This window comes from Ralstonia sp. 24A2, from assembly GCF_051783885.1.
GTDB lineage: Bacteria > Pseudomonadota > Gammaproteobacteria > Burkholderiales > Burkholderiaceae > Ralstonia.
In genome coordinates this window covers 1,203,145-1,229,196 of record NZ_JBPVZD010000002.1, presented here as the reverse complement: position 1 = coordinate 1,229,196, position 26,052 = coordinate 1,203,145, and the positions used below count along the sequence as shown (strand labels likewise).

General features: G+C 65.7%; 26 protein-coding genes. 20 read left to right on the top strand and 6 right to left on the bottom strand.

Features of this window, described 5'->3' with window-relative positions:
- The first annotated feature begins 18 nt into the window (after nt 1-18).
- From ACS13N_RS10665 to ybeY, 5 genes are all read left to right on the top strand, one after another.
- Entirely contained in the window at nt 19-1,017 is a 999-nt protein-coding gene (locus ACS13N_RS10665; protein ID WP_438931636.1) for an NAD(P)/FAD-dependent oxidoreductase, read from the top strand.
- 90 nt (nt 1,018-1,107) lie between these two features.
- Nucleotides 1,108-1,518, top strand: coding sequence for a hypothetical protein (locus ACS13N_RS10660; RefSeq protein WP_438931635.1), 411 nt, complete (start codon nt 1,108-1,110; stop codon nt 1,516-1,518).
- Between the two features lie 49 nt (nt 1,519-1,567).
- The gene (gene miaB, locus ACS13N_RS10655) at nt 1,568-2,926 is read left to right on the top strand and encodes a tRNA (N6-isopentenyl adenosine(37)-C2)-methylthiotransferase MiaB (RefSeq protein ID WP_438931634.1); all 1,359 of its coding nucleotides are present in this window, start codon (nt 1,568-1,570) and stop codon (nt 2,924-2,926) included.
- Between the two features lie 21 nt (nt 2,927-2,947).
- The gene (locus ACS13N_RS10650) at nt 2,948-3,940 is read left to right on the top strand and encodes a PhoH family protein (protein WP_438931633.1); all 993 of its coding nucleotides are present in this window, start codon (nt 2,948-2,950) and stop codon (nt 3,938-3,940) included.
- Nucleotides 3,941-3,942: 2 nt separating this feature from the next.
- Nucleotides 3,943-4,761 (top strand): rRNA maturation RNase YbeY, encoded by an 819-nt coding sequence (gene ybeY, locus ACS13N_RS10645; protein ID WP_438931632.1) that lies wholly within the window; start codon nt 3,943-3,945, stop codon nt 4,759-4,761.
- A gap of 485 nt (nt 4,762-5,246) precedes the next feature.
- On the opposite strand, the gene ACS13N_RS10640 is transcribed toward ybeY, so the two are convergent.
- Together ACS13N_RS10640 and ACS13N_RS10635 are read right to left on the bottom strand one after the other, a co-directional pair.
- On the bottom strand, nt 5,247-5,432 hold the full coding sequence (locus ACS13N_RS10640; RefSeq protein WP_438931631.1) for a hypothetical protein: 186 nt from the start codon (nt 5,430-5,432) through the stop codon (nt 5,247-5,249).
- Between the two features lie 278 nt (nt 5,433-5,710).
- The gene (locus ACS13N_RS10635; RefSeq protein ID WP_438931630.1) at nt 5,711-6,085 is read right to left on the bottom strand and encodes a hypothetical protein; all 375 of its coding nucleotides are present in this window, start codon (nt 6,083-6,085) and stop codon (nt 5,711-5,713) included.
- Between the two features lie 48 nt (nt 6,086-6,133).
- Here ACS13N_RS10635 and ACS13N_RS10630 point away from each other — a divergent pair, with 48 nt between their 5' ends.
- From ACS13N_RS10630 to ACS13N_RS10560, 15 genes are all read left to right on the top strand, one after another.
- Nucleotides 6,134-6,580 (top strand): hypothetical protein, encoded by a 447-nt coding sequence (locus ACS13N_RS10630; protein WP_438931629.1) that lies wholly within the window; start codon nt 6,134-6,136, stop codon nt 6,578-6,580.
- A gap of 143 nt (nt 6,581-6,723) precedes the next feature.
- The gene (locus ACS13N_RS10625) at nt 6,724-7,617 is read left to right on the top strand and encodes an HlyC/CorC family transporter (protein ID WP_438931628.1); all 894 of its coding nucleotides are present in this window, start codon (nt 6,724-6,726) and stop codon (nt 7,615-7,617) included.
- A 65-nt stretch (nt 7,618-7,682) separates the two neighbouring features.
- A complete protein-coding gene (gene lnt / locus ACS13N_RS10620) occupies nt 7,683-9,194 on the top strand; it encodes an apolipoprotein N-acyltransferase (RefSeq protein WP_438931627.1) in 1,512 nt (503 codons plus the stop codon).
- A gap of 176 nt (nt 9,195-9,370) precedes the next feature.
- On the top strand, nt 9,371-10,357 hold the full coding sequence (gene glyQ, locus ACS13N_RS10615) for a glycine--tRNA ligase subunit alpha (protein WP_438932827.1): 987 nt from the start codon (nt 9,371-9,373) through the stop codon (nt 10,355-10,357).
- Nucleotides 10,354-11,013, top strand: coding sequence for a hypothetical protein (locus ACS13N_RS10610; protein WP_438931626.1), 660 nt, complete (start codon nt 10,354-10,356; stop codon nt 11,011-11,013). Before glyQ ends, ACS13N_RS10610 begins: the two co-directional genes overlap by 4 nt.
- Nucleotides 11,014-11,090: 77 nt before the next feature.
- Nucleotides 11,091-13,184, top strand: a complete 2,094-nt coding sequence (gene glyS / locus ACS13N_RS10605; protein WP_438931625.1) for a glycine--tRNA ligase subunit beta — start codon at nt 11,091-11,093, stop codon at nt 13,182-13,184.
- 31 nt (nt 13,185-13,215) lie between these two features.
- Nucleotides 13,216-13,803, top strand: a complete 588-nt coding sequence (gene gmhB, locus ACS13N_RS10600; RefSeq protein WP_438931624.1) for a D-glycero-beta-D-manno-heptose 1,7-bisphosphate 7-phosphatase — start codon at nt 13,216-13,218, stop codon at nt 13,801-13,803.
- Between the two features lie 9 nt (nt 13,804-13,812).
- Nucleotides 13,813-14,565 (top strand): lysophospholipid acyltransferase family protein, encoded by a 753-nt coding sequence (locus ACS13N_RS10595; RefSeq protein WP_048934041.1) that lies wholly within the window; start codon nt 13,813-13,815, stop codon nt 14,563-14,565.
- Nucleotides 14,562-15,443 carry a M48 family metallopeptidase gene (locus ACS13N_RS10590; protein WP_438931623.1) on the top strand — a complete coding sequence of 294 codons (882 nt, stop codon included), beginning with the start codon at nt 14,562-14,564 and terminating at the stop codon, nt 15,441-15,443. The genes ACS13N_RS10595 and ACS13N_RS10590 overlap by 4 nt, the downstream gene beginning before the upstream one ends.
- Nucleotides 15,444-15,497: 54 nt before the next feature.
- Complete coding sequence (locus tag ACS13N_RS10585; protein ID WP_438931622.1) at nt 15,498-16,241, top strand: hypothetical protein; 744 nt, start codon at nt 15,498-15,500, stop codon at nt 16,239-16,241.
- Between the two features lie 91 nt (nt 16,242-16,332).
- Complete coding sequence (locus ACS13N_RS10580) at nt 16,333-17,472, top strand: MGDG synthase family glycosyltransferase (protein ID WP_438931621.1); 1,140 nt, start codon at nt 16,333-16,335, stop codon at nt 17,470-17,472.
- On the top strand, nt 17,469-17,960 hold the full coding sequence (locus ACS13N_RS10575) for a hypothetical protein (RefSeq protein WP_438931620.1): 492 nt from the start codon (nt 17,469-17,471) through the stop codon (nt 17,958-17,960). The genes ACS13N_RS10580 and ACS13N_RS10575 overlap by 4 nt, the downstream gene beginning before the upstream one ends.
- A 13-nt stretch (nt 17,961-17,973) precedes the next feature.
- Complete coding sequence (locus ACS13N_RS10570) at nt 17,974-18,570, top strand: dual specificity protein phosphatase family protein (protein ID WP_438931619.1); 597 nt, start codon at nt 17,974-17,976, stop codon at nt 18,568-18,570.
- 113 nt (nt 18,571-18,683) lie between these two features.
- Nucleotides 18,684-19,091 carry a lactoylglutathione lyase gene (gene gloA, locus ACS13N_RS10565; RefSeq protein WP_031329860.1) on the top strand — a complete coding sequence of 136 codons (408 nt, stop codon included), beginning with the start codon at nt 18,684-18,686 and terminating at the stop codon, nt 19,089-19,091.
- Nucleotides 19,075-19,980, top strand: a complete 906-nt coding sequence (locus ACS13N_RS10560) for a DMT family transporter (protein ID WP_438931618.1) — start codon at nt 19,075-19,077, stop codon at nt 19,978-19,980. Before gloA ends, ACS13N_RS10560 begins: the two co-directional genes overlap by 17 nt.
- On the opposite strand, the gene rsmA is transcribed toward ACS13N_RS10560, so the two are convergent.
- From rsmA to ACS13N_RS10540, 4 genes are all read right to left on the bottom strand, one after another.
- Nucleotides 19,967-20,812, bottom strand: coding sequence for a 16S rRNA (adenine(1518)-N(6)/adenine(1519)-N(6))-dimethyltransferase RsmA (gene rsmA / locus ACS13N_RS10555; protein ID WP_438931617.1), 846 nt, complete (start codon nt 20,810-20,812; stop codon nt 19,967-19,969). The genes ACS13N_RS10560 and rsmA overlap by 14 nt on opposite strands.
- A 35-nt stretch (nt 20,813-20,847) precedes the next feature.
- Complete coding sequence (pdxA, locus tag ACS13N_RS10550; RefSeq protein WP_438931616.1) at nt 20,848-21,873, bottom strand: 4-hydroxythreonine-4-phosphate dehydrogenase PdxA; 1,026 nt, start codon at nt 21,871-21,873, stop codon at nt 20,848-20,850.
- A gap of 98 nt (nt 21,874-21,971) precedes the next feature.
- Entirely contained in the window at nt 21,972-23,462 is a 1,491-nt protein-coding gene (locus ACS13N_RS10545; protein WP_438932826.1) for a peptidylprolyl isomerase, read from the bottom strand.
- Nucleotides 23,463-23,469: 7 nt separating this feature from the next.
- Complete coding sequence (locus ACS13N_RS10540) at nt 23,470-25,923, bottom strand: LPS-assembly protein LptD (RefSeq protein WP_438931615.1); 2,454 nt, start codon at nt 25,921-25,923, stop codon at nt 23,470-23,472.
- Nucleotides 25,924-26,052 lie beyond the last annotated feature (129 nt).

Genomic DNA, 26,052 nt, shown 5'->3' with positions numbered 1-26,052 from the left:
GCACCCCACGTCACATCCATGACCCAGCCTTCCATCGCCATCGTCGGAGCCGGCATTGCCGGTGTTGCCTGTGCCAACGCGCTTGCCGCAGAAGGCATCGCTGCCACCGTCTATGAACGCGCGGGCGGCGTGGGCGGCCGGCTGGCCACCACGGTGCTGCCCGAAGGCGCCCCGGCCTACGCTTTTGACCACGGCGCGCAGTCGTTCAACGTCCGCAGCGAGGCCTTCCGCCGCGCGGTGGACGCCGCCCGCCGGCAGGGCTCGGTGATGCCGTGGCCGGCACGCTGGGGCCACCGCACAGCCGATGCGCTGCAGGCGGATTCGCGCGACGAGGCCCGCTACGTCGGCCTGCCCGGCATGGGCGCGCTGGTGCGCAGCCTGGCCACACCGCTGGATGTGCGTTTCGGCCACGCCGTCACCCGCGTGGCACATGAGGGCCGGCGCTGGACGATCGAGCGCAACGGTGCCGATGTGGCGCATGCCGACATCGTCGCCCTGGCCCTGCCCGCACCCGAACTGCCTGCGCTGTTTGGCAACGCAGCGCCCGCCTCGCTGCAGGAGACCATCGCGCCTGTGCGCTACGCGCCCTGCTGGGCACTGATGATGGGCTTTGCGCAATCGCTGGACCTACCCTTCGATGGCATCCGCATTGACGACGACATGCTCGCCTGGGCCGCACGCGACAACACCAAGCCAGGCCGGGTGATGGTCGATGAATCCTGGGTGGTGCATGCATCGCCGGGCTGGTCGGCAGCGCACGCCAACGACACCCCCGAGCAGGCGCTGCACGCCATGCACGCCCGCTTTGCCGAGGCCTTTCCCGGTACGCCCGAGCCTGACCTGATGGCGGCCCATCTGTGGCCGCATGCGCTGGTCGAGCAGTCGGCGGGCATGCCCTGCCACTGGGACGCCGCCACCCGCCTGGGCGCCTGCGGCGACTGGTGCGAGGGCCCACGCGTGGAAGCCGCCTTCCTCAGCGGCGTTGCGCTGGCCGCAAAGATTGCCGAAGCGCTATAAGAGTTCGGCCCGGAACGCTACAATATCGGGTTGTCTCGTGTTTCGTGTGCCGGGTCGCTCACCCGGCGGTGGCTTTCTCCTGACGACGCCATGCGCACCCGACGCCAAGTCCTTGCCCTAGCCTTTGCTGCTGTCGCTGCAGCATCGGCGCCGCTGCTGCCCGCCCATGCGCAAGTCCTGCGCAACATTCCGGCGGCGGCCCCGGCTGCCCAGTTGACCGTCAATTCGGCCAATACCGGCACGCTGACCACCGGCAGCACGGGCTTGGTGAACATCCTGCTGCTCGGCTTCGGTACCACCAAGGCCGATATCCGCTTCGCCCCAGGCGTGCGGATTCTGTCGCTGAATGGGCTGTTGACGCAGCCCAGTGCGGTGATCGGCCAGACGTTCAAGGTGCGCTATCAGCTCGACCTGTATCAGCAACTGCTGACGGCCTGGGTTGTCAGCGATGACGACTACAAGGCCGCGGTCGCCGCTCAGGCGCAGGCCCAGTCTCAGTAGCGCCGCCCCACGAAGCACGTGCCCCCAGGTCAACCACTGTGAACGGCACATGAAAAAAGTCTTCATCAAAACCTACGGCTGCCAGATGAATGAGTACGACTCGGACAAGATGTCCGACGTGCTCAATGCGGCTGAAGGTCTCGTCCCCACCGACACGCCCGAAGATGCGGACGTGATCCTCTTCAACACGTGCTCCGTGCGCGAGAAGGCGCAGGAGAAGGTGTTCTCCGAACTCGGCCGCGTCAAGGCGCTCAAGGCCCTCAAGCCGGACCTCGTGGTCGGCGTCGGTGGCTGCGTGGCGAGCCAGGAAGGCGCCTCCATCGTGGCGCGCGCGCCGTACGTGGACGTCGTCTTCGGCCCGCAGACGCTGCACCGCCTGCCGGACCTGATCGCCGCGCGCCGCCGCACGGGCCGCTCGCAGGTCGACGTGTCCTTCCCCGAGATCGAGAAATTCGACCACCTGCCGCCCGCGCGCGTGGAAGGCTCGACCGCCTTCGTGTCGATCATGGAAGGCTGCTCGAAGTACTGCAGCTACTGCGTGGTGCCCTATACCCGTGGCGAAGAAGTCTCGCGCCCGTTCGACGACGTGCTGGCCGAAGTGGCTGGCCTGGCCGAACAGGGCGTGCGCGAAGTCACGCTGCTGGGCCAGAACGTCAACGCCTATATCGGCAAGATGGGTGACACCGCTGAGCGTGCGGACTTCGCGCTGCTGCTCGAATATGTGGCCGAAATTCCGGGCATCGAGCGCATCCGCTACACGACCAGCCATCCGAAGGAATTCTCCTCGCGCCTGATCGAGGCCTACGCCACCAACCCGAAGCTGGTCGACCACCTGCACCTGCCCGTGCAGCACGGCTCCGACCGCATCCTGATGGCGATGAAGCGCGGCTACACGGTGCTCGAATACAAGAGCAGCATCCGCAGGCTGCGCGCGATCCGGCCGAATATTTCGATCGCCACCGACTTCATCGTCGGCTTCCCGGGCGAGACCGATGCGGACTTCGCCAAGACGATGGACCTGATCCACGAGATCGGCTACGACACCTCGTTCAGCTTCATCTACAGCCCGCGCCCCGGCACGCCGGCGGCCAACCTGCACGACGATACGCCACAGGCCGTGAAGCTCGAACGCCTGAAACATTTGCAGGCGACCATCGAAGAGAACGTCGCGCGCATCAGCCAGGGCATGGTCGGCAGCGTGCAGCGCATCCTCGTGGAAGGCCCGTCGCGCAAGGACCCGACCGAGCTGCATGGCCGCACCGAGAACAACCGCGTGGTCAACTTTGCCCTGCCGGACCTGCCGCAGGCGCGCCGCGACCAGCTGATCGGCCAGATGCTGGACGTGCGCATCGTGCACGCCTTCCCGCACTCGCTGCGCGGCGAAGTTGCGGTCGACGCGACCCACTGATCATCAACACAGACGGATTGGATGAAACCGACCACCGCTGAATTCACCGCGCCCAAGAACGACAACGCGCGCCTGCAGAACCTGTGCGGGCCGTTGGATGAAAACCTGCGTCAGATCGAGCAGGCGCTGGACGTGACCATCAGCCGGCGCGGCGCCAAGTTCACCGTGCGCGGCGCCAACGCGCAGGGCGCTGCCAACGCGCTGGAGACGTTCTACAACAGCGCGCGCGAGCCGCTGTCGGTGGACGACATCCAGCTCGGCCTGGTGGAGACGCGCCAGGTGGCCGCACACGGCGCCTACCTGCCGGAATCGAGTACCGACGTGCCCGACGGCAACGACCTGTCACCAGTGCTGCACACGCGCCGCACCGACCTGCACGGCCGCACGCCGATGCAGCGCGAATACCTGCGCAGCATCCTCTCGCACGACCTGTCGTTCGGCATCGGCCCGGCGGGTACGGGCAAGACGTATTTGGCGGTGGCCTGCGCGGTGGATGCGCTCGAGCGCGATGCCGTCAAGCGCATCGTGCTGACGCGCCCGGCCGTGGAAGCCGGCGAGCGCCTGGGCTTCCTGCCCGGCGACCTCGCGCAGAAGGTCGACCCGTACCTGCGCCCGCTGTACGACGCGCTGTACGACCTGCTCGGCTTCGACAAGACGCAGAAGATGTTCGAGCGCCAGATGATCGAGATCGCGCCGCTGGCCTACATGCGCGGGCGCACGCTCAACCACGCCTTCATCATCCTGGACGAAGCCCAGAACACCACGCCGGAACAGATGAAGATGTTCCTCACGCGGATCGGCTTCGGCTCCAAGGCGGTGATCACCGGCGACACCACGCAGATCGACCTGCCGCGCGGCCAGAAGAGTGGCCTGATTGAAGCGCAGCACGTGCTGCGCGATGTGCGCGGCGTGTCGATGACGCGCTTTTCCAGCGTCGACGTTGTGCGGCACCCCCTGGTGGCCCGCATCGTCGAGGCCTATGACGAATTCCATGCCCAGCATAAGGACGCCTGAACGTGGCTAAAGACAAAACCAAGACCAAGAAGACCCAATCCGCCGCGCCTGAAGCGCTCGGCCCGCGTGTCGACGTATTCGACGCCAAGGGCAAGCCGAAGACGGTGGCCGCCAGCGCCCTGCGCATCGCCTTTGCGGATGGCCGCAGCCTGATCATCAGCGTGCCCGATACAGCCGATGGCGCCATCACCCTGGTTGCCGAGCATTCAGACACCAACACGAATGCCATGCTGTCGCTGCGCCCGGAGCACCACGACAGCGTCACGCTGCGCATCGAGGCCGAGCCGGTACAAACCGAGCGCACTGAAGAACTCGACGACACGTTCTGGAACCACGGCGGCGAAGCCTTCGATGACGCCGAAATGCTCACGCTCGACCTCACCGTGCAGCACGGCGACGAGCTGAAGGCCGCCGCCCGCAAGGCGCTGCCGAAAGAGAAGGACATCGAAGCGTGGATCGCCCCGGCACTGTTTGCCGATGCGCAGCTCAACGTGCGCTTTGTCGGTGAAGAAGAAGGCCGCACGCTCAACCGCACGTACCGCGACAAGGACTACGCCACCAACGTGCTGACATTCTCGTACGCAGAAAGCGACGAAGACCCGGTTGCCGCCGACATCGTGCTGTGCTGCCCGGTGGTCGAGAAGGAAGCCAAGGAACAAGGCAAACCGCTGGTCGCGCACTACGCGCACCTGATCGTGCACGGCGCGCTGCATGCGCAGGGCTATGACCACGAAGACCCGGCCGATGCCGAAGAGATGGAAGGCATCGAAACCGAGATCCTCGGCGATCTGGGTTTTGCCGATCCGTACGCGAGCCGCTGACGCATCCCCTGCCTCGCTGCCAGACGCCGGCCTTGTGCCGGCGTTTTTGTTTTCCGCTACAGAAACGCAACACCGCGTTTCAACGCTGAATCAAGTCCGCTTTCCGCAGATCCAGTCCTGACAACGGTTTGCGGCACTTCCTCCTCCATTCGATGCAGGCGTGTGCCCATCGAATCGCGCATGCGCCCCGCATCGGTCGTCGGCCATCCGGCACCTGCCCCGCTCTCCGTATGGCGAATGGGTTTTGCCGTGGCAATCCATATCCTCGATTCATAAGCCGCCACCCGAGCGCGCTCGATCAATTTCGCCGCAACAGGCGTCATGGGCCAACCCGCGCACAGACGGGCACGGCCTCGCGGGGAGGTCATCATGCGTCAACATTTCATGGACAGCATTCCATGGGCTACGCTGCTCGTCGGCGTAGGGGTCGGCACTGCGCTGGCGGTCACGCCACGAATCGCACATGCGGACCACAAGCAATCGTGCTACGCGGGCATCGTCGTCGTATTCGACGGCACATGGCATCCGGGCGCGCAGATTGGTTGCCGCACCGTCAACGTTTCGGGCAACAACAACGTGGTCGGCGCGGAAGTGAACTTCATGATCGCGCAAGGCACCATCCGGCCGCGCGTGCAGGCGGTGGTCGGCAGCACCAGCGTGCAGGCGCTCATCGGCGGCGGCTATGACTTTGCAAGCAGCAAAGCGCTGGTGGGCGTTGGCGCCACCGGCGACCACTGGATCGCCGGCGCCGACATGGAGATCGCCGGACGCTGGACCGCCTATGGCGGCGCGACTACGCTCGGCCGCTACCACAGCAACAGGGCAGACCCCGTCACAACGCCGGCACCGGCTCCAGTGTCCAGCAACGTGACGGCACCGCCTTCCACGAACAACAATTCGCCCGCCCCCGCTCCGGCACCCGGCAAATCGCCTAGCCCTAGCCCTAGCCCTAGCCCGAGTCCGAGTCCGAGTCCGAGCCCGAGCCCGAGCCCGAGCCCGAGCCCGAGCCCGAGCCCGAGCCCGAGCCCGACACCGACACCGACACCGACTCCGACTCCGACTCCGACTCCGACTCCGACTCCGACTCCGACTCCGACTCCGACTCCGACTCCGACTCCGGTTCCGACTCCGACTCCGACTCCGACACCGACACCGACTCCGACTCCGACTCCGACTCCGACTCCGACTCCGACTCCGACTCCGACTCCGACACCGACACCGACACCGACACCGACACCGACACCGACACCGACACCGACTCCGGTTCCGACTCCGGTTCCGACTCCGGTTCCAGTGCCGACTCCGAGCCCGACTCCCGCTCCAACACCGGCGCCGGGAGGCGGGCACCATCACCACCATCGTCATCACGATCATGATCACGGTGGCGATGGCAACCACGGCGGAGATCACGATCATGGTGGCGACGGCAACCATGGCGGGGACCACGATCACGGTGGTGACGGCAACCATGGCGGCGATCACGATCACGATCACGGTGGCGACGGCAACCATGGCGGCGATCACGATCACGGCGGCAACGGCAACCACGGCGGAGACCACGATCACGGCGGCGACAGCAACCATGGCGGTGGCGACGACCACAACCATTCCGGCCATGACAACGGCAATCACAAAGACAAGGGCAACAATAACCAGGGCGACAACGATCATGGCGGCGACGGCCGCCAGGGCACAGGCAGTGATGAGGGTAGCGGGCACACCGGTGACGACGGTCACCAGCAAGGCGGCAAGGACAGCGGCGACTGACCGTTTCCCCCTCGGCAGGCGCCGTGCCACGCCACCCGGGCCGGCCCCCTGAAGTGCAATTCAGCGCACATCAGGGGGCTTGGTGCCCATCCCGCGCCGTGTTGGAAGGCACCCACCAACCCGCCGCCCACGTCATCGGGGCGGCGAGTCTTTTGGTGTATGCTGGCCCGATGTTTAACGACGCGCGACCGCGCCATGAATGATCCGTATCCCAGTCCGAAGCCAGCCGACAAACCCCGTACGCTGCTGGAACGCCTGACCGACCTCATCTCGCCCGAGCCCGAATCGCGGGCCGAACTCCTAGAAATCCTCCAAGACGCGCACGCGCGCAACCTGATCGACGCCGACTCCCTGTCGATGATCGAAGGCGTCTTCCAGGTCTCGGACCTGTGTGCGCGCGACATCATGATCCCGCGCGCGCAAATGGACGCGCTCAACATCGCCGACGCGCCGTCTGAGTTCATCCCCTTCGTGCAGGAAGCCGCGCATTCGCGCTTCCCCGTCTACGAAGGCAGCCGTGACAACATCATCGGCATCCTGCTGGCCAAGGATCTGCTGCGCTTCTATACCGATGAAGACTTCGACGTGCGCGACATGCTGCGCCCCGCCGTATTCATCCCCGAATCGAAGCGCCTGAACGTGCTGTTGCGCGACTTTCGCGTCAACCGCAACCACATCGCCATCGTCGTCGACGAGTACGGCGGCGTGGCCGGCCTCATCACCATTGAAGACGTGCTGGAGCAGATCGTCGGCGACATCGAAGACGAATACGACATCGAAGAGGAAGAAGACAACATCCTCGCCACTGCCGATGGCCACATGCGCGTGCGCGGCCTGACCGAAATCAGCCAGTTCAACGAAGCCTTCGGCACGCACTTCTCGGATGAAGACGTCGATACCATCGGCGGGCTGCTGTCCAACCACCTCGGCCGTGTGCCGCATCGGGGCGAGAAGATCGTCCTGGGCACGCTGCAGTTTGACGTGCTGCGCGCCGATGCGCGGCAGGTGCAAGTGCTGCTGGTGCGCCGTCTCACCACCCCGGCCGGCGGCAATGCCTCGGCCGACGCTTCCGGTTCCAACCCCGCCTGACCTCCGTGCCCGCTCAGTTCTCCTCCCCTGCCGCCGAACCACCCCGCCGGCAGGACGCTCCGGCTGTGTCACTCGCACGGTTGCGTTTTGCCATGCCGCTGGCGGCGCTGCTGGGCGTCATGCACACGCTGTCGTTCGCGCCCAACCACTGGTGGTGGCTGCAGATCCTGTCGCTGACGGGACTCGCTGCCCTGGTGCAACGCGCACCGCGTTTGCGTGACGCCGCCTGGGTCGGCTACGCCTTCGGGCTCGGCTGGTTCCTCTCGGGCGTCTGGTGGCTTTTCATCAGCATGCACGTATACGGCGACATGCCCGCGTGGATGGCTGCGCTGGCGGTGCTGCTGTTCGCGGGCTACCTGGCGCTGCATCCGGCGCTGGCGGTGTGGGCGTGGCAGTGGCTGACGCGGCGCGGGCGGTGGTCGGGTACGGCGTCGGCGCTGGTGTTCGGTGCAGCGTGGGCTGTCGTGGAATGGCTGCGCGGCACGGTGTGGACAGGCTTCCCCTGGATCAACGGCGGCTATGCGCACACCGACGGCCCACTGGCCGGCTACGCGCCGCTGGTAGGCGTCTACGGCATCGTGCTGATTGCCGCCACGCTGGCCGGCCTGCTGTGCGTGGCTGCCGAGCGCCGCCTGCACTGGCTGACCGCCATCATCGGCGCCGCGGTGCTGGTGGCCGGCTGGCCGCTGCACGGCATTGCGTGGACACAGCCCGTAGGCAAGCCGATCTCCGTGCGCCTGCTGCAAGGCAACGTGCCGCAGGATGTGAAGTTCCAGCAAACCGGCATCGAGCGCTCGCTGGAGCTGTACACGAAGATGGTCACCGAGCAGCCCGCGCAACTGGTGATCACGCCCGAGACCGCCTTCCCAATCATGATCCAGGAAATGCCACAGGAGATCGCGCTGGCCATCCGCACGTATGTGGATAGCACCGGCTCCAGCGTGCTATTTGGCGCGGCCAGCCAGGATTCGGCGGTGGATTACACCAACAGTGTGTTCGGCGTCGGCCCGCAGTTCCAGGGGGTGTACCGCTACAACAAGCACCATCTGGTGCCTTTCGGTGAGTTCATCCCCTTCGGCTTCCACTGGTTCGTCAACATGATGAACATGCCGCTGGGCGATTTCCGGCGCGGCCAGCTCGTGCAGCCGCCCATGACGGTGGCCGACCAGCGCGTTGCGCCCAACATCTGCTACGAAGATTTGTTCGGCGAGGAGATCGCCGCCTCGCTACGCCATGCCGATCAGCCGGCCACGATGCTGGCCAACACGACGAACCTGGCGTGGTTTGGCGACACGATCGCACTGGATCAGCATCTGCAGATTTCGCGCATGCGCGCGCTGGAAACCGGCCGGCCGATGCTGCGTGCCACCAATACCGGCGCCACCGCCGTGGTGCGCCCGGACGGCAGCGTGCAGGCGCGCCTGCCGGTCTTTACGCTGGGCACGCTGCAGGCCGAGGTGCAGGGCACGCAAGGCCTGACGCCGTTTGTGCGGGCCGGCAACGCGCCTGCGCTGGGCGTGGGCGTGCTGGTGCTGTTGATTGCATTCGTGCGTCGCCGCAGGGCGAAGGCGAATTGATCGTTCGTCGCCTGGAGGGCTTTCGAGCCACTTTCCGGGGCGGCTGACAAAAAACGCTAAAATTCAACGTTTTACGGCGGGCATGCAGCCATGCGCTTCTCGTGCCCGCCGCTGCATTCCACCGCCGCGCGGCGCACAGCATCGCTGCGTGCCACAGCGGACCAACGGGTACCACCATGCTCACCTTCCAGCAAATCATCCTCAAGCTGCAGTCGTACTGGGACGCCCAGGGCTGCGCCCTGCTGCAACCGATCGACCTCGAAGTCGGCGCCGGCACCTCGCACGTGCACACCTTCCTGCGCGCGATCGGCCCTGAGCCTTGGCGCGCCGCCTATGTACAACCGTCGCGCCGCCCCAAGGACGGCCGCTACGGCGAGAACCCCAACCGCCTGCAGCACTACTACCAGTATCAGGTGGTGCTCAAGCCCGCGCCGGAGAACATCCTCGATCTGTACCTCGGTTCGCTGGAAGCCCTGGGCCTGGACCTCAAGCAGAACGACGTGCGCTTTGTGGAAGACGACTGGGAAAACCCCACGCTCGGCGCCTGGGGCCTGGGCTGGGAAGTCTGGCTCAACGGCATGGAAGTCACGCAGTTCACGTACTTCCAGCAAGTCGGCGGCCTGGACTGCAAACCAGTCACCGGCGAGATCACTTACGGTATCGAGCGCCTGGCGATGTACCTGCAGCAGGTCGAGAACATCTATGACCTGGTCTGGACGGAATGGGAGGAGCCGGGCCCGAACGGCCCGGTCAAGCGCCGCCTGACCTATGGCGACGTCTACCACCAGAACGAAGTCGAGCAATCGACCTACAACTTCGAGCACGCCGACACCGCTGTGCTGTTCCGCCGCTTTGCCGAGCACGAAACCGAGGCCAAACGCCTGATGGGCGTGCGCCCCGAAGGTGACGCGGCCGCGACCGAAAGCGATGCACCGGTCGTGCAACTCGCCCTGCCTGCCTACGAGCAAGTGCTCAAGGCCGGCCACACGTTCAACCTGCTCGACGCACGCGGCGCCATCTCGGTGACGGAGCGCGCAGCCTACATCGGCCGCATCCGCAACCTGTCGCGCCTGGTCGCACAGGCCTACTACGACTCGCGCGAGCGCCTGGGCTTCCCGATGTGCGGCACTGCCGCTGCGCCTGCTGCCACGGAGGCTGCATGACGGCCACGCGTACGCGACGCGGGCTGGCCTTGCTGACGGCGGCATCGGTCGCCGTGCTGGCGCTGCCGGCAAGCGTTGCGCAAGCAGCGCGGCATCGCACGTCCAAGCCGGCATCGACGGAAAAGATCTTCGTGGTGCCGAGCAACCTGACCCAGATCTGCGTGGCCGATTCCAAGCCGCTGCAGCAAGCGCTGGGCACGGCATGGACGCCGGCGCCGCCGGCGCTCGACCAATGGACGAGCCTGGCGCGCACGATGGCCTGCGACCTGTCTGGCGCACGTGACCTCGGCTGGCACCGCGTGCCGCTGCGCACCTACGCCACCGCCCTGCGCTTCCCGCTCACCTGGGTTGAGTGGCAAGGCGCCGGTGGCAAGGCACAGCGCCGTGCGCGGGTGTTCCGCTCGTCGGCGCAACTGCCGAGCCGCCTGGAATTCAACGTGTCCGGCACGCTGCAAGAGGTGCGCTATGACGAGCGCCGCGGCACGCTGTCCGCGCGCTTCCTGCGCCGCGATGCCGCCGCGCCCGGCACCAACCCCGCGCCGATCGCACCGCCGCCCCCGCCGGGCCAGTGCGCTGGCACGCAACTGCAATTCCAACAGCAAGGCGGCGTGTGGCTGCTCTCGGGCGTGGAGCCCGTGCCCGGCTCGCCGTGCTGACCACGGAACACAACAACGTAACCGCCGCACGCAAGACGTAAGCGGCGCAGAACAACGACGTCACCGATTCAACTGCTATGTCCACCCTCCTGATCGAACTGCTGACCGAAGAACTGCCGCCCAAGGCGCTGGCCCGCCTGGGCGAGACGTTTGCGCGCGGCCTCTTTGACGGTCTGTCGGCACAAGGCCTGCTGGAAGACAACGCCAGCGTGGAAGGCTTTGCCACGCCGCGCCGCCTGGCTGCGTCGATCACCGGCGTGCGCCGCGCGGCGCCCGATCGCGAACTGCGCGAGAAGGTGCTGCCCGTGACCATCGCCTTCGACGCCGAAGGCAAGCCTGCTGCGCCGCTGGTCAAAAAGCTGGCTGCGCTGGCCAAGACGGTGGGTGTGGATTCGATCGCCCCCGAATCGCTCGAACGCGCACCGGACGGCAAGGCCGAATCGCTCTTCTACCGCTACACCGCGCGCGGCGCCGTGCTGGCCGAGGGCCTGCAGACCGCACTGACGCAGACCATTGCCAACCTGCCGATCCCCAAGGTGATGACGTACCAGCGCCCGAACGGTGACAACGTGCAGTTCGTGCGCCCGGCACACAAGCTGATTGCGCTGCTCGGTAGCGAAGTCATCCCTGTCAGCGCGCTGGGCCTGCAGTCAGGCAACGTGACGCTGGGTCACCGCTTCCTGTCGGCCGGCGAAATCGTCATCGCCGATGCCACGTCGTACGCCAGCACGCTGGAAGCCCAAGGCAAGGTCATCGCCAGCTACGCCAAGCGCCGCGAAGCCATCCGCGCCGAGCTGCTCAAGACCGCCGGCGCCGATACGGTCGTCATGCCCGAAGCGCTGCTGGACGAAGTCAACGCGCTGGTCGAATGGCCCGTGGTCTACCCCTGCCACTTCGAGGAAGCGTTCCTCGCCGTGCCGCAGGAGTGTCTGATCCTGACCATGCAGACCAACCAGAAGTACTTTGCGCTGACGGACGCGCAAGGCCATCTGCGCAACCGCTTCCTGATCGTCTCCAACATCGCCACCGGCACGCCGGAAGCCATCATTCAGGGCAACGAGCGCGTGGTGCGCCCGCGCCTGGCCGATGCCCGCTTCTTCTTCGAGCAGGACAAGAAGAAGCCGCTGGCCGACCGCGTGCCGCTGCTCTCGCGCGTGGTCTATCACAACAAGATCGGCACGCAGCTTGAGCGCGTGTCGCGCCTGCAGGCCATTGCCGGCCAACTGGCCGAGAAGCTTGGTGCGGATGTCGCGCACGCTTCGCGCGGCGCGCTGCTGGCCAAGGCTGACCTGCTGACCGACATGGTCGGCGAGTTCCCCGAGCTGCAGGGCACGATGGGCACCTACTACGCCCGTCACGACGGCGAACCCGACGACGTGGCGCTGGCCTGCTCCGAGCACTACCAGCCGCGCTTTGCCGGCGACGCGCTGCCCAGCACCGCCACCGGTACCGTGGTCGCCCTGGCTGACAAGCTGGAAACGCTGGTCGGCATCTGGGGCATCGGCCTGCAACCCACGGGGGAGAAGGACCCGTTCGCGCTGCGCCGCCACGCGTTGGGCATCCTGCGCATGCTGATCGAAAAGCCGCTCACGCTGACGATCGACGGCGCGCTGCAGATTGCCGCCACCAGCTTCGATGGCATCGCCGCCGTCAAGCCGGACCTGGCCGCCATCACCGACTTCCTGTACGACCGCCTGCGCGGCTACCTGAAGGACAAGGGTTACAGCACCAATGAGGTGGAAGCCGTGGTCAGCCAGCGCCCGCAGCGCCTGGACGACATCGTCGCGCGCCTGGAAGCCGTGCGCGCCTTTGCCGCCCTGCCGCAAGCTGAAGCACTGGCCGCCGCCAACAAGCGCATCACCAACATCCTGAAGAAGACCGATGTCGCCATCGGCGCAGTGCAGCCGCAACTGCTCAAGGAAGACGCCGAGCGCGCGCTGCACCAGGCGGTTGCTTCGTCCGAGCCGCAGGTGCACGATGCCTTCGCACGCGGCGACTTCACCACGGCGCTGAAGACGCTGGCCGGCCTGCGCGAAGCGGTCGACACCTTCTTCGACGGCGTGATGGTGATGGCCGACGACACCGCGCTGCGCGACAACCGTCTCGCGCTGCTGGGCGAGCTGCATGGCCTGATGAACCGCGTAGCGGACATCTCCAAACTGGCCGCCTGATTGACCGCCCGCGCGAAGCCCGGAGCCTGACATGCCCCACATCCCCAAGCTGGTGATCCTTGACCGTGATGGCGTGATCAACCTCGACAGCGACCAGTTCATCAAGTCACCCGACGAGTGGATTCCCATCGACGGCAGCCTGGAGGCCATTGCCGAGCTGAACCAGGCAGGCTACGAGGTGGTGGTCGCGACCAACCAGTCAGGCATCGGCCGCGGGCTGTTCGAAGCGGCGGCACTCAACGCGATGCACGAGAAGATGTACAAGGCGCTGTCCGCGTTTGGCGGCCGTGTCGATGCTGTCTTCTTCTGCCCACATACCGCTGCGGACGCCTGCGAATGCCGTAAGCCCAAAGCCGGCATGCTCCGCGAGATCGCGCGCCGCTTTGACCTGGACCTGACGGGCGTGCCGGTGGTCGGCGATTCGCTGCGCGACCTGCAGGCGGGCGTGGAAGTTGGCGCCGCGCCGCATCTCGTGCTGACCGGCAAGGGCATCAAGACGCGCGACGCCGGCAATCTGCCTCCCGGCACCCAGATCCACAACGACCTGCGCGCGTTTGCGCGTGCGCTGCTCTCGCCTACCCCCCAGGGCGTGCCCTCACGTGCACCTAGCGCCCCTTGAAGTCACACCATGACCTTTATCCGTTCGCTGCTGCTGCTGATTTTCCTGGTCGTCTGGACGCCTATTTACGCGGTGGCCTGCTTCATCGTGTTCCCGATCCTGAACCCGCACCGCCGCTTCTGGATGGTGACGGGCTGGACCAAGTCCGTGATCTGGACGGCGCGCTTCCTGGTCGGCATCCGCTGGAAGTACGAGGGCTGGGAGCATATTGAAGAGGCCGTCGCCACCAACAAGCAGGTGGTCCTCCTCTCCAAGCATCAGTCGGCCTGGGAGACCATGGCCTATGTTGCGACCATGCCGCGCCCGCTGTGCTTCGTGTTCAAGCGTGAACTGCTGTTCGTGCCGTTCTTCGGCTGGACGCTGGGCTTGTTGAAGATGGTGCACATCAACCGCAAGGACGGCGCCAACGCGTTCGCCTCGGTGGCGCGCCAGGGCAAGGAGCGCCTGGCCGATGGCGCGTGGGTCATCATGTTTCCGGAAGGCACGCGCACGCGCTCGGGCGATCCGAAGCCGCGCTACAAAAGCGGTGGTGCGCGCTTTGCCGTGGATACCGGCGCATGGGTCATCCCCATCGCACACAACTCCGGGCGCGTGTGGCCGCGCAATTCATTCCTGAAGCATCCGGGTCTGATCACGCTGTCGGTCGGCCCGGCCATTCCGACCGCCGGCAAGACCAGCGATCAGCTCAACCGCGAAGTCGAAGCGTGGATCGAAACAGAAATGCGTAGAATCGACGCCGATAGCTACCGCGAGCGTGCATGAAACTGCTGCGACCACCGACTTCGCCCACCACCGCCGACAGCGTTCAGCTTGAACTGCCGCTGCTCGCGCCTGAAGCCCCGTCGCTCCCAAACGCGCAGCCCGACGCCGCGCTCCTCGCCCCACCCGCAGTCGATCCCACCACCGTAGCGCTGGGCCCCAACCAGCGCCGCCTGACGTTGGGCGAGCGCGCGCTGGTATACAACCTCAAACGCTCGTCGCGGCGCACCATCGGCTTTGTCATCGATGACCGGGGGTTGTCCATCACGGCACCGCGTTGGGTCACGCTCGGTGAGATCGAACACGCCATCAGCGAAAAGCAGAAGTGGATTTTCGCCAAGCTGGCGGAATGGCGCACCAGCGCCGCGCGCCGCGTGCTGCCGCCGATGGAATGGCAGGATAGCGCGTCGCTGCCCTTCCTCGGCAAGTCGATCATGCTCAAACTGGAATCGCCCATCGGCGCGCTGATGTTCGATGCCGATGCGTGCGTGCTGCACCTGGGCCTGCCGCCCGCGGCCACCGAGCAGCAGATCAAGGATCGCGTGCAAGGCTGGCTGCAAACGCAGGCGCGTCGCCTCTTCGGTGAGCGGCTCGACGTGTATGCGGAGCGCCTGGGCGTGCGACATAGTGCGTATGCGCTGTCCTCAGCCGCCACGCGCTGGGGCAGTTGCACGGCCGACGGCAAGATCCGCCTGAACTGGCGCCTCGTGCATTTCCCGATGAGCCTGATCGACTACGTGGTCGCGCACGAGCTGGCGCACCTCAAGGAAATGAACCACAGCCCGCGCTTCTGGGACACGGTGGAATCGATCTTCCCCGAGTTTCGCGAGGCGCGCGAGCAACTGCGTTCGCATCCGCCGGAATATCTGCCGGCGTTCTGAGGGCACCGCCCTCTTGCCCTCCACGCACGGCGCAGGCACGCAGCGCCGCCATCCATGATCTTCGCCCCCGCCCTCTCGCTGCTGGGTTTCCTGGTTCTCGTCATCGTGCCGTTCGTAGGCGTGTTCGGCACGATCCCGATGGTCGGCATCATCGTGGCGAGGTCGTGCACCAAGCGCCCACCGCTCTCGCGGAAAGCGCGGAGATGGATGTGGGCGCTGGCGATCTTCCTTGTAGCGGCGGATCTGTGGACGGGTCTGCTGTACTACCATTTCCGCAGCATTGACCGCGACATTGAGGAAAAGCAGGCGAACAGGATTACGCGGGAGAACTTCATCCTCGATCGCGACTTTCAGTATGGCGAGCTGGTGATTCCAGCGGGCAGCCAGATCAACCGGTACGACCCATTTGACAACGGCGAGAAGGATTTGCCCCTGGCATTGCGCGGCCTGCGCGCCGTACGCTTTCCCCATTCGGTGCGGGTAGCGGGCGTCAATACCGAAGCGATGGATATCTCCGGGAACGCCAAACTCGTGTTGGCCGAAGACCAGGCCATCGGTCCGCTGTTTGCCTACAACCCGAAAGGGAAACTGTCACGCGAGGGCCAGCCGGCGTCCGTTGCTTGCAAGCGCGGACAAGTAGCCCGCTTCGACGTCCCCTCAATCCCCTACGACATCGTGGCCGAATTCGCCCAGCCGGCACCAGACGGACCCGATGCTCGGTTCAAGCCGAGCCAGTGGCAATTCCTGGGCTGCACGGACGACGCTCCGATCGACCTGCCGCCCATCGCGCCGCGCTGACACGCCTGTCTGCTTCATTCCACAAGACGCCATGGTTGGTGGAGAATACGCCACCCGGCAACCCGATGACGCCGGAACTCCTACGCCAACCATGAAGAAGATTCTGCTCCTGAGTGTCAGTGCCGGCGCCGGCCATATGCGCGCCGCTGAAGCCATTCGCGCCTTCGCCGATGTGCACCCCGCGGGCATCGAAGCCACGCACCTCGATGTGATGGACTTTGTGTCGGCCGGCTTTCGCAAGCTCTACACCGACTTCTACATCAAGCTGGTCAGCAACCAGCCGGCGCTGTGGGGCTATCTCTACCAGAAGACCGATGAGACCGCGCCTAGCGCGTTCTCCCAGAAGATCCGCCGCGCGGTCGAACGACTGAACAGCCGCCCGCTGCTGGCCGAGATCAAGCGCCAGCGCCCCGACGCCATCATCTGCACGCACTTCCTGCCGGCGGAGCTGCTCTCGCGCGAGCTGCGCAAAGCGCGCCTGGACGTGCCGGTCTGGGTGCAGGTGACCGACTTCGACCTGCACAGCATGTGGATCGTGCCGAACATGCGTGGTTACTTCGCGGCCAATGAAGAGATTGCGTGGCGCATGCGCGAGCGCGGGCTGGCAGCCGATGCCGTGCACGTGAGCGGCATTCCCGTGATGCCGGCGTTCGGCAAGCCGCTCGACCGCGCTGCGTGTGCGGCGGAGTTCGGCATCGACCCGAAGCGCAAGACCTTTCTGATGATGTCGGGCGGTGCTGGCCTGGGCGGCCTCGACACCTTGGCCGAACGGCTGCTGGCGATGGACGGCGACTTCCAGCTGATCGCACTGGCAGGCAAGAACCAGACGATGCTGGAAGCGCTGCAGCATGTTGCGCAGCGGCATCCGGGGCGCCTCTTCCCGCAGGGCTTCACGCACCAGGTGGAACGCCTGATGGCCTGTGCCGACCTGGTCATCACCAAGCCGGGCGGCCTGACCACCTCCGAATGCCTGGCCATACAGTTGCCGATGATCGTCAACTCGCCCATCCCCGGCCAGGAAGAGCGCAATGCCGACTTCCTGCTGGAGCAAGGCGTCGCACTCAAGGCCATCGACGATGCCGCGCTCGAGTTCCGCATCCATGCGCTGCTGAAGGAGCCTGATCGACTGACGGCAATGCGGCACAAGATTGCGCCCCTGGGCCGTCCGAACGCGGGGCAGTTCGTGCTCGACCGCGTGCTGGGTCTCACCGCGCAAGCCCGCACCGCATGAACGCCACCGATTTCATTCCACGACGCCGCACGCTGGCGCTGGTGGCCTGGGTGGTGCTACTCGGCTTCTTCTTTGCCAACGTCGAGATCCAGATCGAAGGCAGCGCCGGCTGGGCCACCAACCTGCCCACGTGGCGCATCGAAAGGCACTGGCTGCTCGATCTCTTCTGGGGCGGCCGCCCGATGACGGGCTACCACGCGTGGGTGTTCCCGTTCGTGGCGCTGTTCTTCCACCTGCCGGTGGTCTTCAACGGCCAGTGGTCGTGGCGTATCGAGGCACGCACCGTCGCCTGCATCATGGTCTTCTGGCTGGTGGAGGACTTCCTCTGGTTCGTGCTGAACCCCGCCTACGGCATTGCGAAGTTCACGCCCGCCAATGTGCCCTGGCACATCCACTGGACGGCCTTTGCCCCGACCGACTACTGGACCATGAGCGCCGCGGCGATCGTGCTGTTCTTCCTCTCCCGCACGCGCACTGTCGTGCGCTGACTTGCCCACCACCATGCGAATTCTCGCCCTTGCCGCCGCCGCGCTGCTGTTGATCGGCCAACTCCAATCGGCCTGCGCAGACACGACGCCACCCGCCCAATCGTCGGCCAACCGCCCACTCCAGTGGGCGCAAAGCGTCACGGACGCACCGGTGAACAACCTGCATCGCATCACGCCGTCGCTCTACCGCAGCGCGCAGCTTTCGAAGAGCGATCTCCCCCAGTTGCAAAAGCTGGGTATCAAGAAGGTCATCAGCTTCCGCGCTTTCCACTCGGACAGCGAGATCCTGGCGGGCAGCGGCATCACCATGCAACGCATTCCGATCAACACGTGGAGCATCCGCGACGAAGACATGGTGACCGCACTCAAGGCCCTGCACGAAGTCGAGCGTGATGGCCCGGTGCTGATCCATTGCCAGCATGGCGCGGATCGAACGGGCCTGGTGTCGGCGCTGTATCGCGTGGTGTACCAGGGCTGGACGAAGGAACAGGCGCTGGATGAACTGCAACACGGCGGATACGGCTTCCACTCGATCTGGCAGAACATCACGCGCTATCTGCAGCGCGTCGACGTCCAGCGACTGCGCCAACAGGTCGAGGCGCAGGGCTGATCCTCCGGCCGCATCAATCAAGCGACGCTCGGCACGCGCGTGGCCGCTGCCAGCGCGTTTGCTCGGAGCGCCCTAAAATAACGCCTCTTTGCAGTTCTCCAGGAAGGCCCACCATGCGAATGCTCCACACCATGCTGCGCGTCGGCGACATGCAGCGCTCGATCGACTTCTACACCAAGGTGCTCGGCATGCAATTGCTGCGCACCAGCGACAACCCGGAGTACAAGTACTCGCTGGCCTTTGTCGGCTACGGCCCCGAGGCCGGCAACACCGTCATCGAGCTGACCTACAACTACGGCGTGAGCGAATACGACCTCGGCTCCGCCTTCGGCCATCTCGCTATCGAAGTCGACAACGCCGCCCAGGCCTGCGACCAGATCCGCAATGCGGGCGGCAAGGTCACGCGCGAGGCCGGCCCGGTCAAGGGCGGCACGACCGTCATCGCGTTTGTGGAAGATCCGGACGGCTACAAGATCGAGCTGATCCAGGCACGCTCGATGCCCGATGGCAACCGCCACTGACACGGTCCGCCGCCCGCTGGACGGCACTGCCATCGGCCTGATGGTGGTGCTGTGCATGTGCTGGGGCTTTCAACAGGTCGCCATCAAGGTGGCGGCGCATGACGTCGGCCCGGTCATGCAGGCCGGCGTACGTTCGACGATTGCGTCGGTGCTGGTGCTGGCATTTGCGCTGTGGCGCGGCACGTGCCTGTCGGTGCGCGACGGCACGCTGCCCGGCGGCCTGATGGCGGGCATCCTGTTCGGCGTCGAGTTCCTGTGCATCTTCATCGGCCTGGGCTACACCACGGCCTCACGCATGGCGGTGTTCCTCTACACCGCGCCAATCTTCACCGCACTCGGGCTGCACTTCTTCGTGGCGGGCGAGCACCTGCGCTCACGCCAGTGGATCGGCATCGGCATTGCATTTGCGGGGATCGTGCTGGCATTTGCCGACGGCATCCTCCACCCGGCGGCGGGTCCGTCCACGTCGTTGGGCGATGCGCTTGGCGTGGTGGCTGGTGCGCTGTGGGGCGCGACGACCATCGTCGTGCGTGCGAGCAAGCTATCGAACGCACCGGCCGCGAAGACGCTGCTGTATCAGTTGGCCGTCTCCGCCGTGCTGCTGATGGTGATGGCCGCGGGCACCGGTCAGGCCTTCACGGCCAACCTGACACCAACCGCGCTGGCCAGCCTCGCCTATCAGTCCGTACTGATTGCGTTTGCCAGCTACCTGACGTGGTTCTGGCTGCTGCGCCGCTACCTGGCGTCGCGGCTGTCGGTGTTCTCGTTCCTGACGCCGCTGTTTGGCGTGGCCTTTGGTGTACTGCTGCTGCACGAGCCGGTCGGCCTGCGCTTTGCGCTGGCCGCCGCACTGGTGCTCTCGGGCATCCTGCTCGTCAATCTTCGCTAAGGTCTGACATGCTGCCGGCGATGCGGTTTGCCGGCAGCGCGTTCGCCACCGCCACGAAGTCCGCTACCGGCACCTCTTCGGCGCGCCGGCCCAGGTCAAAGCCCAGCGCGTCGAAATCGATCACATCGCGCAGTGCCCCCAGCGTGTTACGCAACACCTTGCGCCGCTGCGAAAATGCCATCGTCACTACCGTGCCAAGCGCGCGCATGTCCACCGGGGCATAGGGCGACTTGTCCGCCGGCCACGGAATCATCCGCACCACGGCGGAATCCACCTTCGGCGGCGGGTTGAACGAGCCCGGCGGCACCTCCAGCACCTGTTCCATGTAGTACCGCACCTGCAGCATCACCGACAACCGGCTGAACGCCTTGCTGCCTGGCTCGGCCACCATGCGGTCAACCACCTCTTTCTGCAGCATGAAGTGCTGATCGCGCACGCGGTCGGCAAACGTGGCCAGGTGAAACAGCAGCGGGCTGGAGATGTTGTACGGCAGGTTGCCGACAATGCGCAGCGGCCGGTCTGCCTCGTGCAGCGAGCCGAAGTCGAAGGCCAGCGCATCGCCCGCATGCACGATCAGCCGATCACCAAAACGCCGCTGCAGGCGCGCCACGAGGTCACGGTCCAGCTCGACCACCTGCAACGTACGTACACGCTCCATGAGCGGCACGGTGAGCGCGCCCAGGCCGGGGCCGATTTCGACGAGCACGTCGTCAGGCTTCGGATCAATGGCCGCAACAATGGCGTGGATCACGCCGTCATCGACCAGGAAGTTCTGGCCGAAGCGCTTGCGGGCCTGGTGCCCCTGGTGAACGCCGGTCGTGGATCGTGCCATCGTGAAACTCGAAATCGAAAAGGTGAAAGCAGAAATCAGGAACGTATTGCCCGAGAAGCATGCCGGGCCATGGCGATGGCGGTGTCGATCGCCTCGAGCAGGCTGCCGAACTCGGCGCGGCCCGTGCCGGCTAGCGTCAGCGCGGTGCCGTGGTCAACCGACGTCCGCACGAACGGCAAGCCCAGCGTGATGTTCACGCCATGGCCGAAGGTGCCGTACTTGAGCGGCGCCAGACCCTGGTCGTGGTACATCGCCAGCACGCAGTCGGCATCGGCCAGCAGGCGTGGCTGAAACAGCGTATCGGCCGGATACGGGCCACGGGCGTTGATGCCCCGCTCCAGCGCACGGGCAATGGCGGGCTCGATGACCTCGATTTCCTCGCGGCCGAGGTGACCGGACTCGCCGGCATGCGGGTTCAGCCCCGTCACGAGAATGCGCGGTGCGCTCAGTCCGAAGCGGGTGCGCAGGTCACGCTGCACGATGTCCAACGTCTCATCGAGCACGGCGGGCGTGATGGCATCCGGCACCTCGCGCAGCGGCAGATGCGTGGTCGCCAGGGCCACGCGCAGCATGGCGTTGTTGTGCGCGGGCTGCGGACCGGCCAGCATCATCACCACGCGCGGCGTGTCGCTGCGTTCGGCCAGGTACTCGGTATGGCCGGTGAAGGGCACACCAGCATCGTTGATGGTGCTCTTCTGCACCGGCGCCGTGACCATCGCGTCATAGCGTACGCCGTCGGCCGTGCCGCGCAGGCAACCGTCGATGGCAGCGTCGAGCAGGTCGAGCACATAGCGCCCATTGGCTGCGTCGAGCACACCCGCGCGCACTGGCTCGCCAAGCGGCCGCTCCACAATGGTCAGTGCCGTGGATGCCACGCGCCAGAAATCCCCCTGGCCGATGGCATTGGCGCGCGCCTGCAGCAAGGCCGCGTCGCCGATCACGTGCCACTGCACGTCGGCGTAGCGCGACGCGCCCTGTCGCGCCAGATGCAGCAGCGCTGCCACGGTGATGTCGGGGCCGATGCCGGCGGGCTCGCCGGTGGTGATGGCAATGTTCAGCATGCGGCGCTTGTCAGAAGCAGTGTCGAAGTCGTTCTAGAAATGCCACGGCCGCCCACAGGCGGCCGTGTGCGATGCGGATACCCGCAAGCGTAGCAGGCTTACTGTTGTTGGCGGTTCACGCGGTATTCCACGTGTGCGCCATCGCGCAGTTCGCGCAGCCAATCCTCATAGGCCGCCTGGACCTTCTGCTCGCGGATCACCGAACGCGCATAGTCACGCTGGCGGTCCACCGGCACTTCGGCTTCGCGGCGGCCTTCCACCTGGATCAGGTGTACGCCAAACTGGCTCTGCACCGGCTGCGACACCTCACCCGGCTTGAGCAGGTTCATCGCCTGTTCGAACTCCGGCACAAGCTGACCCGGCGATACCCAGCCCAGTTCGCCACCGGCGCTGGCCGAACCGTCCTGCGAGTAACGGCGCGCCGCATCGGCAAAGTCATAGCCGTGGACGATACGGTCACGCAAGCCGGCCAGTTGGCGGCGAGCGTCATCGGCCGACATGGTTGCACCGGTCTTGATCAGGATGTGACGCACCTGCGTCTGCTGCACCTTGGTGGCAATGGCAGTGGTCGGCGCACGCTTCTCAAGCAGCTTGATCACGTGGTAACCCGCCGGGCTGTCGATCACTTGACCCGCCACTTGGCCAGCCTTCATGTCGACCACCGCGTTGGCGAACACCGCCGGCAGGCGACCGATCGGGCGCAGGCCCAGTTCGCCGCCCTGGGCTGCATCCTGCGCACCGGAATTCTCACGCGCCAGCTTGGCAAAGTCGGCACCGCCCTGCGCTTGCTTGAGCAGGCTTTCCGCCTTGCTGCGCGCGGCAGCCTTCTGCTCAGCCGTGGCGTCTTCCGCCACCGGCACGAGAATCTGCGCGACGTTGTATTCCTGCTCGCCAGCCGCGGCGGCACCGCCGCCCTGCTGCGCAAGATAGTTGTCGATCTCACCATCGTAGACCTGCACCTTGGAATCCACCTCACGCTCGCGCAGGCGGGCCAGCAGGATCTCCTGGCGGAGGTCATCGCGGTACTTGTCGTACGCCATGCCCGACTCCGTCAGCTTGCTCTTGAGCTGCGGCACCGACAGGTTGTTGCGCTGGGCCACGCTTTCCACGGCACGGTCCACGTCGGCATCGGAGACGCGGATACCGCTTTCCTTGGCGGTCTGCGCCTGGACGCGCTCCAGAATCAGTTGCTCGAGCACCTCGCCGAGCAGATCGGCCCGCGGAGGCAGCGGACGATTCTGCGCGCGGAACGTACGCTCCACCAGATCAGCCCGATTGAGCAGCTCGCGACGCGTGATGACATCGGTGTTGACCACGGCCACCACTTCGTCGACGAGTTGGCTGCGCGGCGTGCCGGCAACGGTCGGCCCGGGCAACGTACCTTGCAACAACGGCTGGCTGGGTGATGAATCGGGCTTGGAGAAGATGCCCTTCAGCGGCGCACTCTTCTGCTTCGGCTGCTGTGCATGGACAGCAGGTACCAGCGCTGCACCCACGGTCAGTGCAATCAGCGCCCGGGTCATTGCGCCCACGCGGCGGGCAGGTGCCATGCGCGTGGCAAAGCGGTCAGCGTTCGATTGGAAAGCCATCATGTCGTTATTCATATTGATCCAGCACGGACGGCGTAACCGGCTGCGCGGTCACCGGCTGATAGCCGGGCACGTTCAGACGAATCACGTCGATCGGATTGTTCCCCACCTTCGACAGGCCCTTGAACTCGATCTGGGCAAAGATGTGCGTCGTATAGCCCGAGACCGCGTTGCTGTAACGCTGCACGGCCAGGCGGCCAACCCAGCAATCGGCCACGTATTCGAGGCCGAGCAGCATATCCGATGGCTTGCGCGCATCCAGGTCGTAACCGATGCGGCCCAGGCCATACAGACGCCGCGTGATCGGCCACTGTGTCGAGATATCGGCCTGCTCCAGCGGCAACTGACCCGTGTTGGTATCGGCGCGATAGTAGCGGTAGCCGAGGTTGATCACCTTGTTGGCCTCCGGCTTCCAGCTGAACGCTACGGTCGAACGCATGACGCGGTCGATGTCCTGATTGTACTGAAGGTTCGTATCGAAAAAGATGCCGCGGAACATCTGGATCGTGGTCGCGCCCAGCAAGTCCGAGTAACGGCGCACCGCGGTAGGGGCAGCGCCCGCCAACGTCACGCGCTGCCCATCGAGGTCAAGACGCTGCGCGATTGTGGCACGCAAGCGCTCTATGCCCGACTCGGCTTCGATAAAGCGCGTGGTCACACCTGCCGTCAGCTTGTTGTTGTCCGCAATGCGGTCATAGCCGGTGTACGGATTCTCGGTGAAGATCTGACCGAGGTTGTAGTCCGACTGACCCGTGTCAAACAACGGGATCTGCGACTGATCGCGGTACGGTGTGTACACGTAGAACAGGCGCGGCTCCAGCGTCTGGATATAGCTCACGCCGAACAGCTTGGAGACCAGCTTCGCATCACGCTCGAACGTCATGCCGGAATCGAGTGAGAACGTTGGCAGCGTGCGGTTGATCTGCGACTGCTGCGTGTCGCCTGCCGGGCGGTCCAGGCGGTATGACGTGGCGTTCAGGATGAACTTGGGCGTGACATACCAGCCCGGGCGGACGATCGGATAGCTGATCGTCGGCTGCATGAACAGGCGTTCGCCCTGCACAGTGTCCGCTGTCGGAATCGAGAACCGCGTGTAGTTGGTCAGGAAATTGACATCGAACCCGCCAAAGTCATAGCGGTTGTATGTCAAGCTCAACTCCGGCACGCGCTCGTACGGCGGCGACAGCGGCGTGGTGGCCGTCGACAGCGTCTGGAACTTCTGCACGCGGGCCACAGCCAGCCAGTCGCCAATCGAATAGGTAACGCCACCTTCCTGGATGTACTGCCGCTGCGTTGCCGTGACGATACTGCGCCCAAGGTCATCCGGATAAGTGTTATCGGAGACCTTGTTGTAGTTGATATAGGCGCTGAGCCCAGGAGCCAGGCGCTGGGTGTGTTGCAGGGCGATCGACCAACGGTTGCGCCCGGCCTCGCGGTCATCTGGCAGGAATTCGCCACGCAGGACGCCGGCGTACGACGAATCGAGATAGCGATACTCCGCGCCGAGCTGCAAACCGCGCTGGCTCAGCAGGCGCGGATATAGCGTCAGATCGCGGTTAGGCGCGATGTTGAAGTAGTACGGCGTCGTGATATCGGCACCGCTGCGACTGTTGTAGCCGAACACCGGCGCGAGGAAGCCGCTGCGCCGATCGTCATTGAGCGGGAAATCCATCACGGGTGCTGCAAACACGGGCACGCCGAAGAAGTGCAGCACGCCATTACGGCCGGTACCGACCTGGCGGTCGCTGTCGATATCGATGCGGCTCGCGCTGAAGTACCAGTCGACGTTGTCCGGCGAGCACGTGGTGTACGTGCCGCGCGTGATGCGGCTGTTGTCTTTGTCGATGAAGTCGATACGGTCTGCCGTGCCGCGGCCGCCAGTCGAATGGAACTCATAAGCCGGCGTGCTCATGGTGCCTTCGCTGGCGGTGACCTTGAGCTTGGCATCCGGGCCGGTGACCAGCGTGCCGCCCTTGAACAGCCGCACGTTGCCAGTGGCGGTGGCAACGTCGGTGTCCTGGTTGTAGTCGAGCGTGTCGCCCTTCACCACCGTGCCGTTGCGGCGCAATTCGCCGTGGCCGCGCAGATGCACGTCCTCATTGGTGCGACCGTCCATCTTGTCGGCCGCGGTAAATGTGGGGACGGTGTTGTCCTGGCGCTGGACGGGCTCGGCCATCCTGGGTACGAGCGGGCTGCCACCGGGCGTTGCCGGGCCGGAGGTGGCCAGCGCCGTCACGGAAGACTCAGACGATGCCGCCGCAGGTGCCGATTGCGTGGCGTCCTGGCTCTGCGCGGCGGACGTCGCTGCCCAGACCCCGGCCACCGCGAACACCAGCGGCCGCAATGCTAGCGTGCTGCGCCTGCTTGTGGCCCCGCGTTCAGCCCTGTCGGCGCCGCGCTCGTCGGGCTTGGCAACAGCAGTGCGCTGCCGGGTCTTCCTGGCTCGGTTCGGTTCGGTCATGCAAGTCGGAAACTGGGCACGCGCCGGGCAAATGGGCGCCGGGCGCGCAGGCACATCATCGGTCGGTGTTTTGCCGCGCCGGGCGGGCCAGACGGGGCCAGCACTCGCTCGCGGCGAAACTCGGTCGGG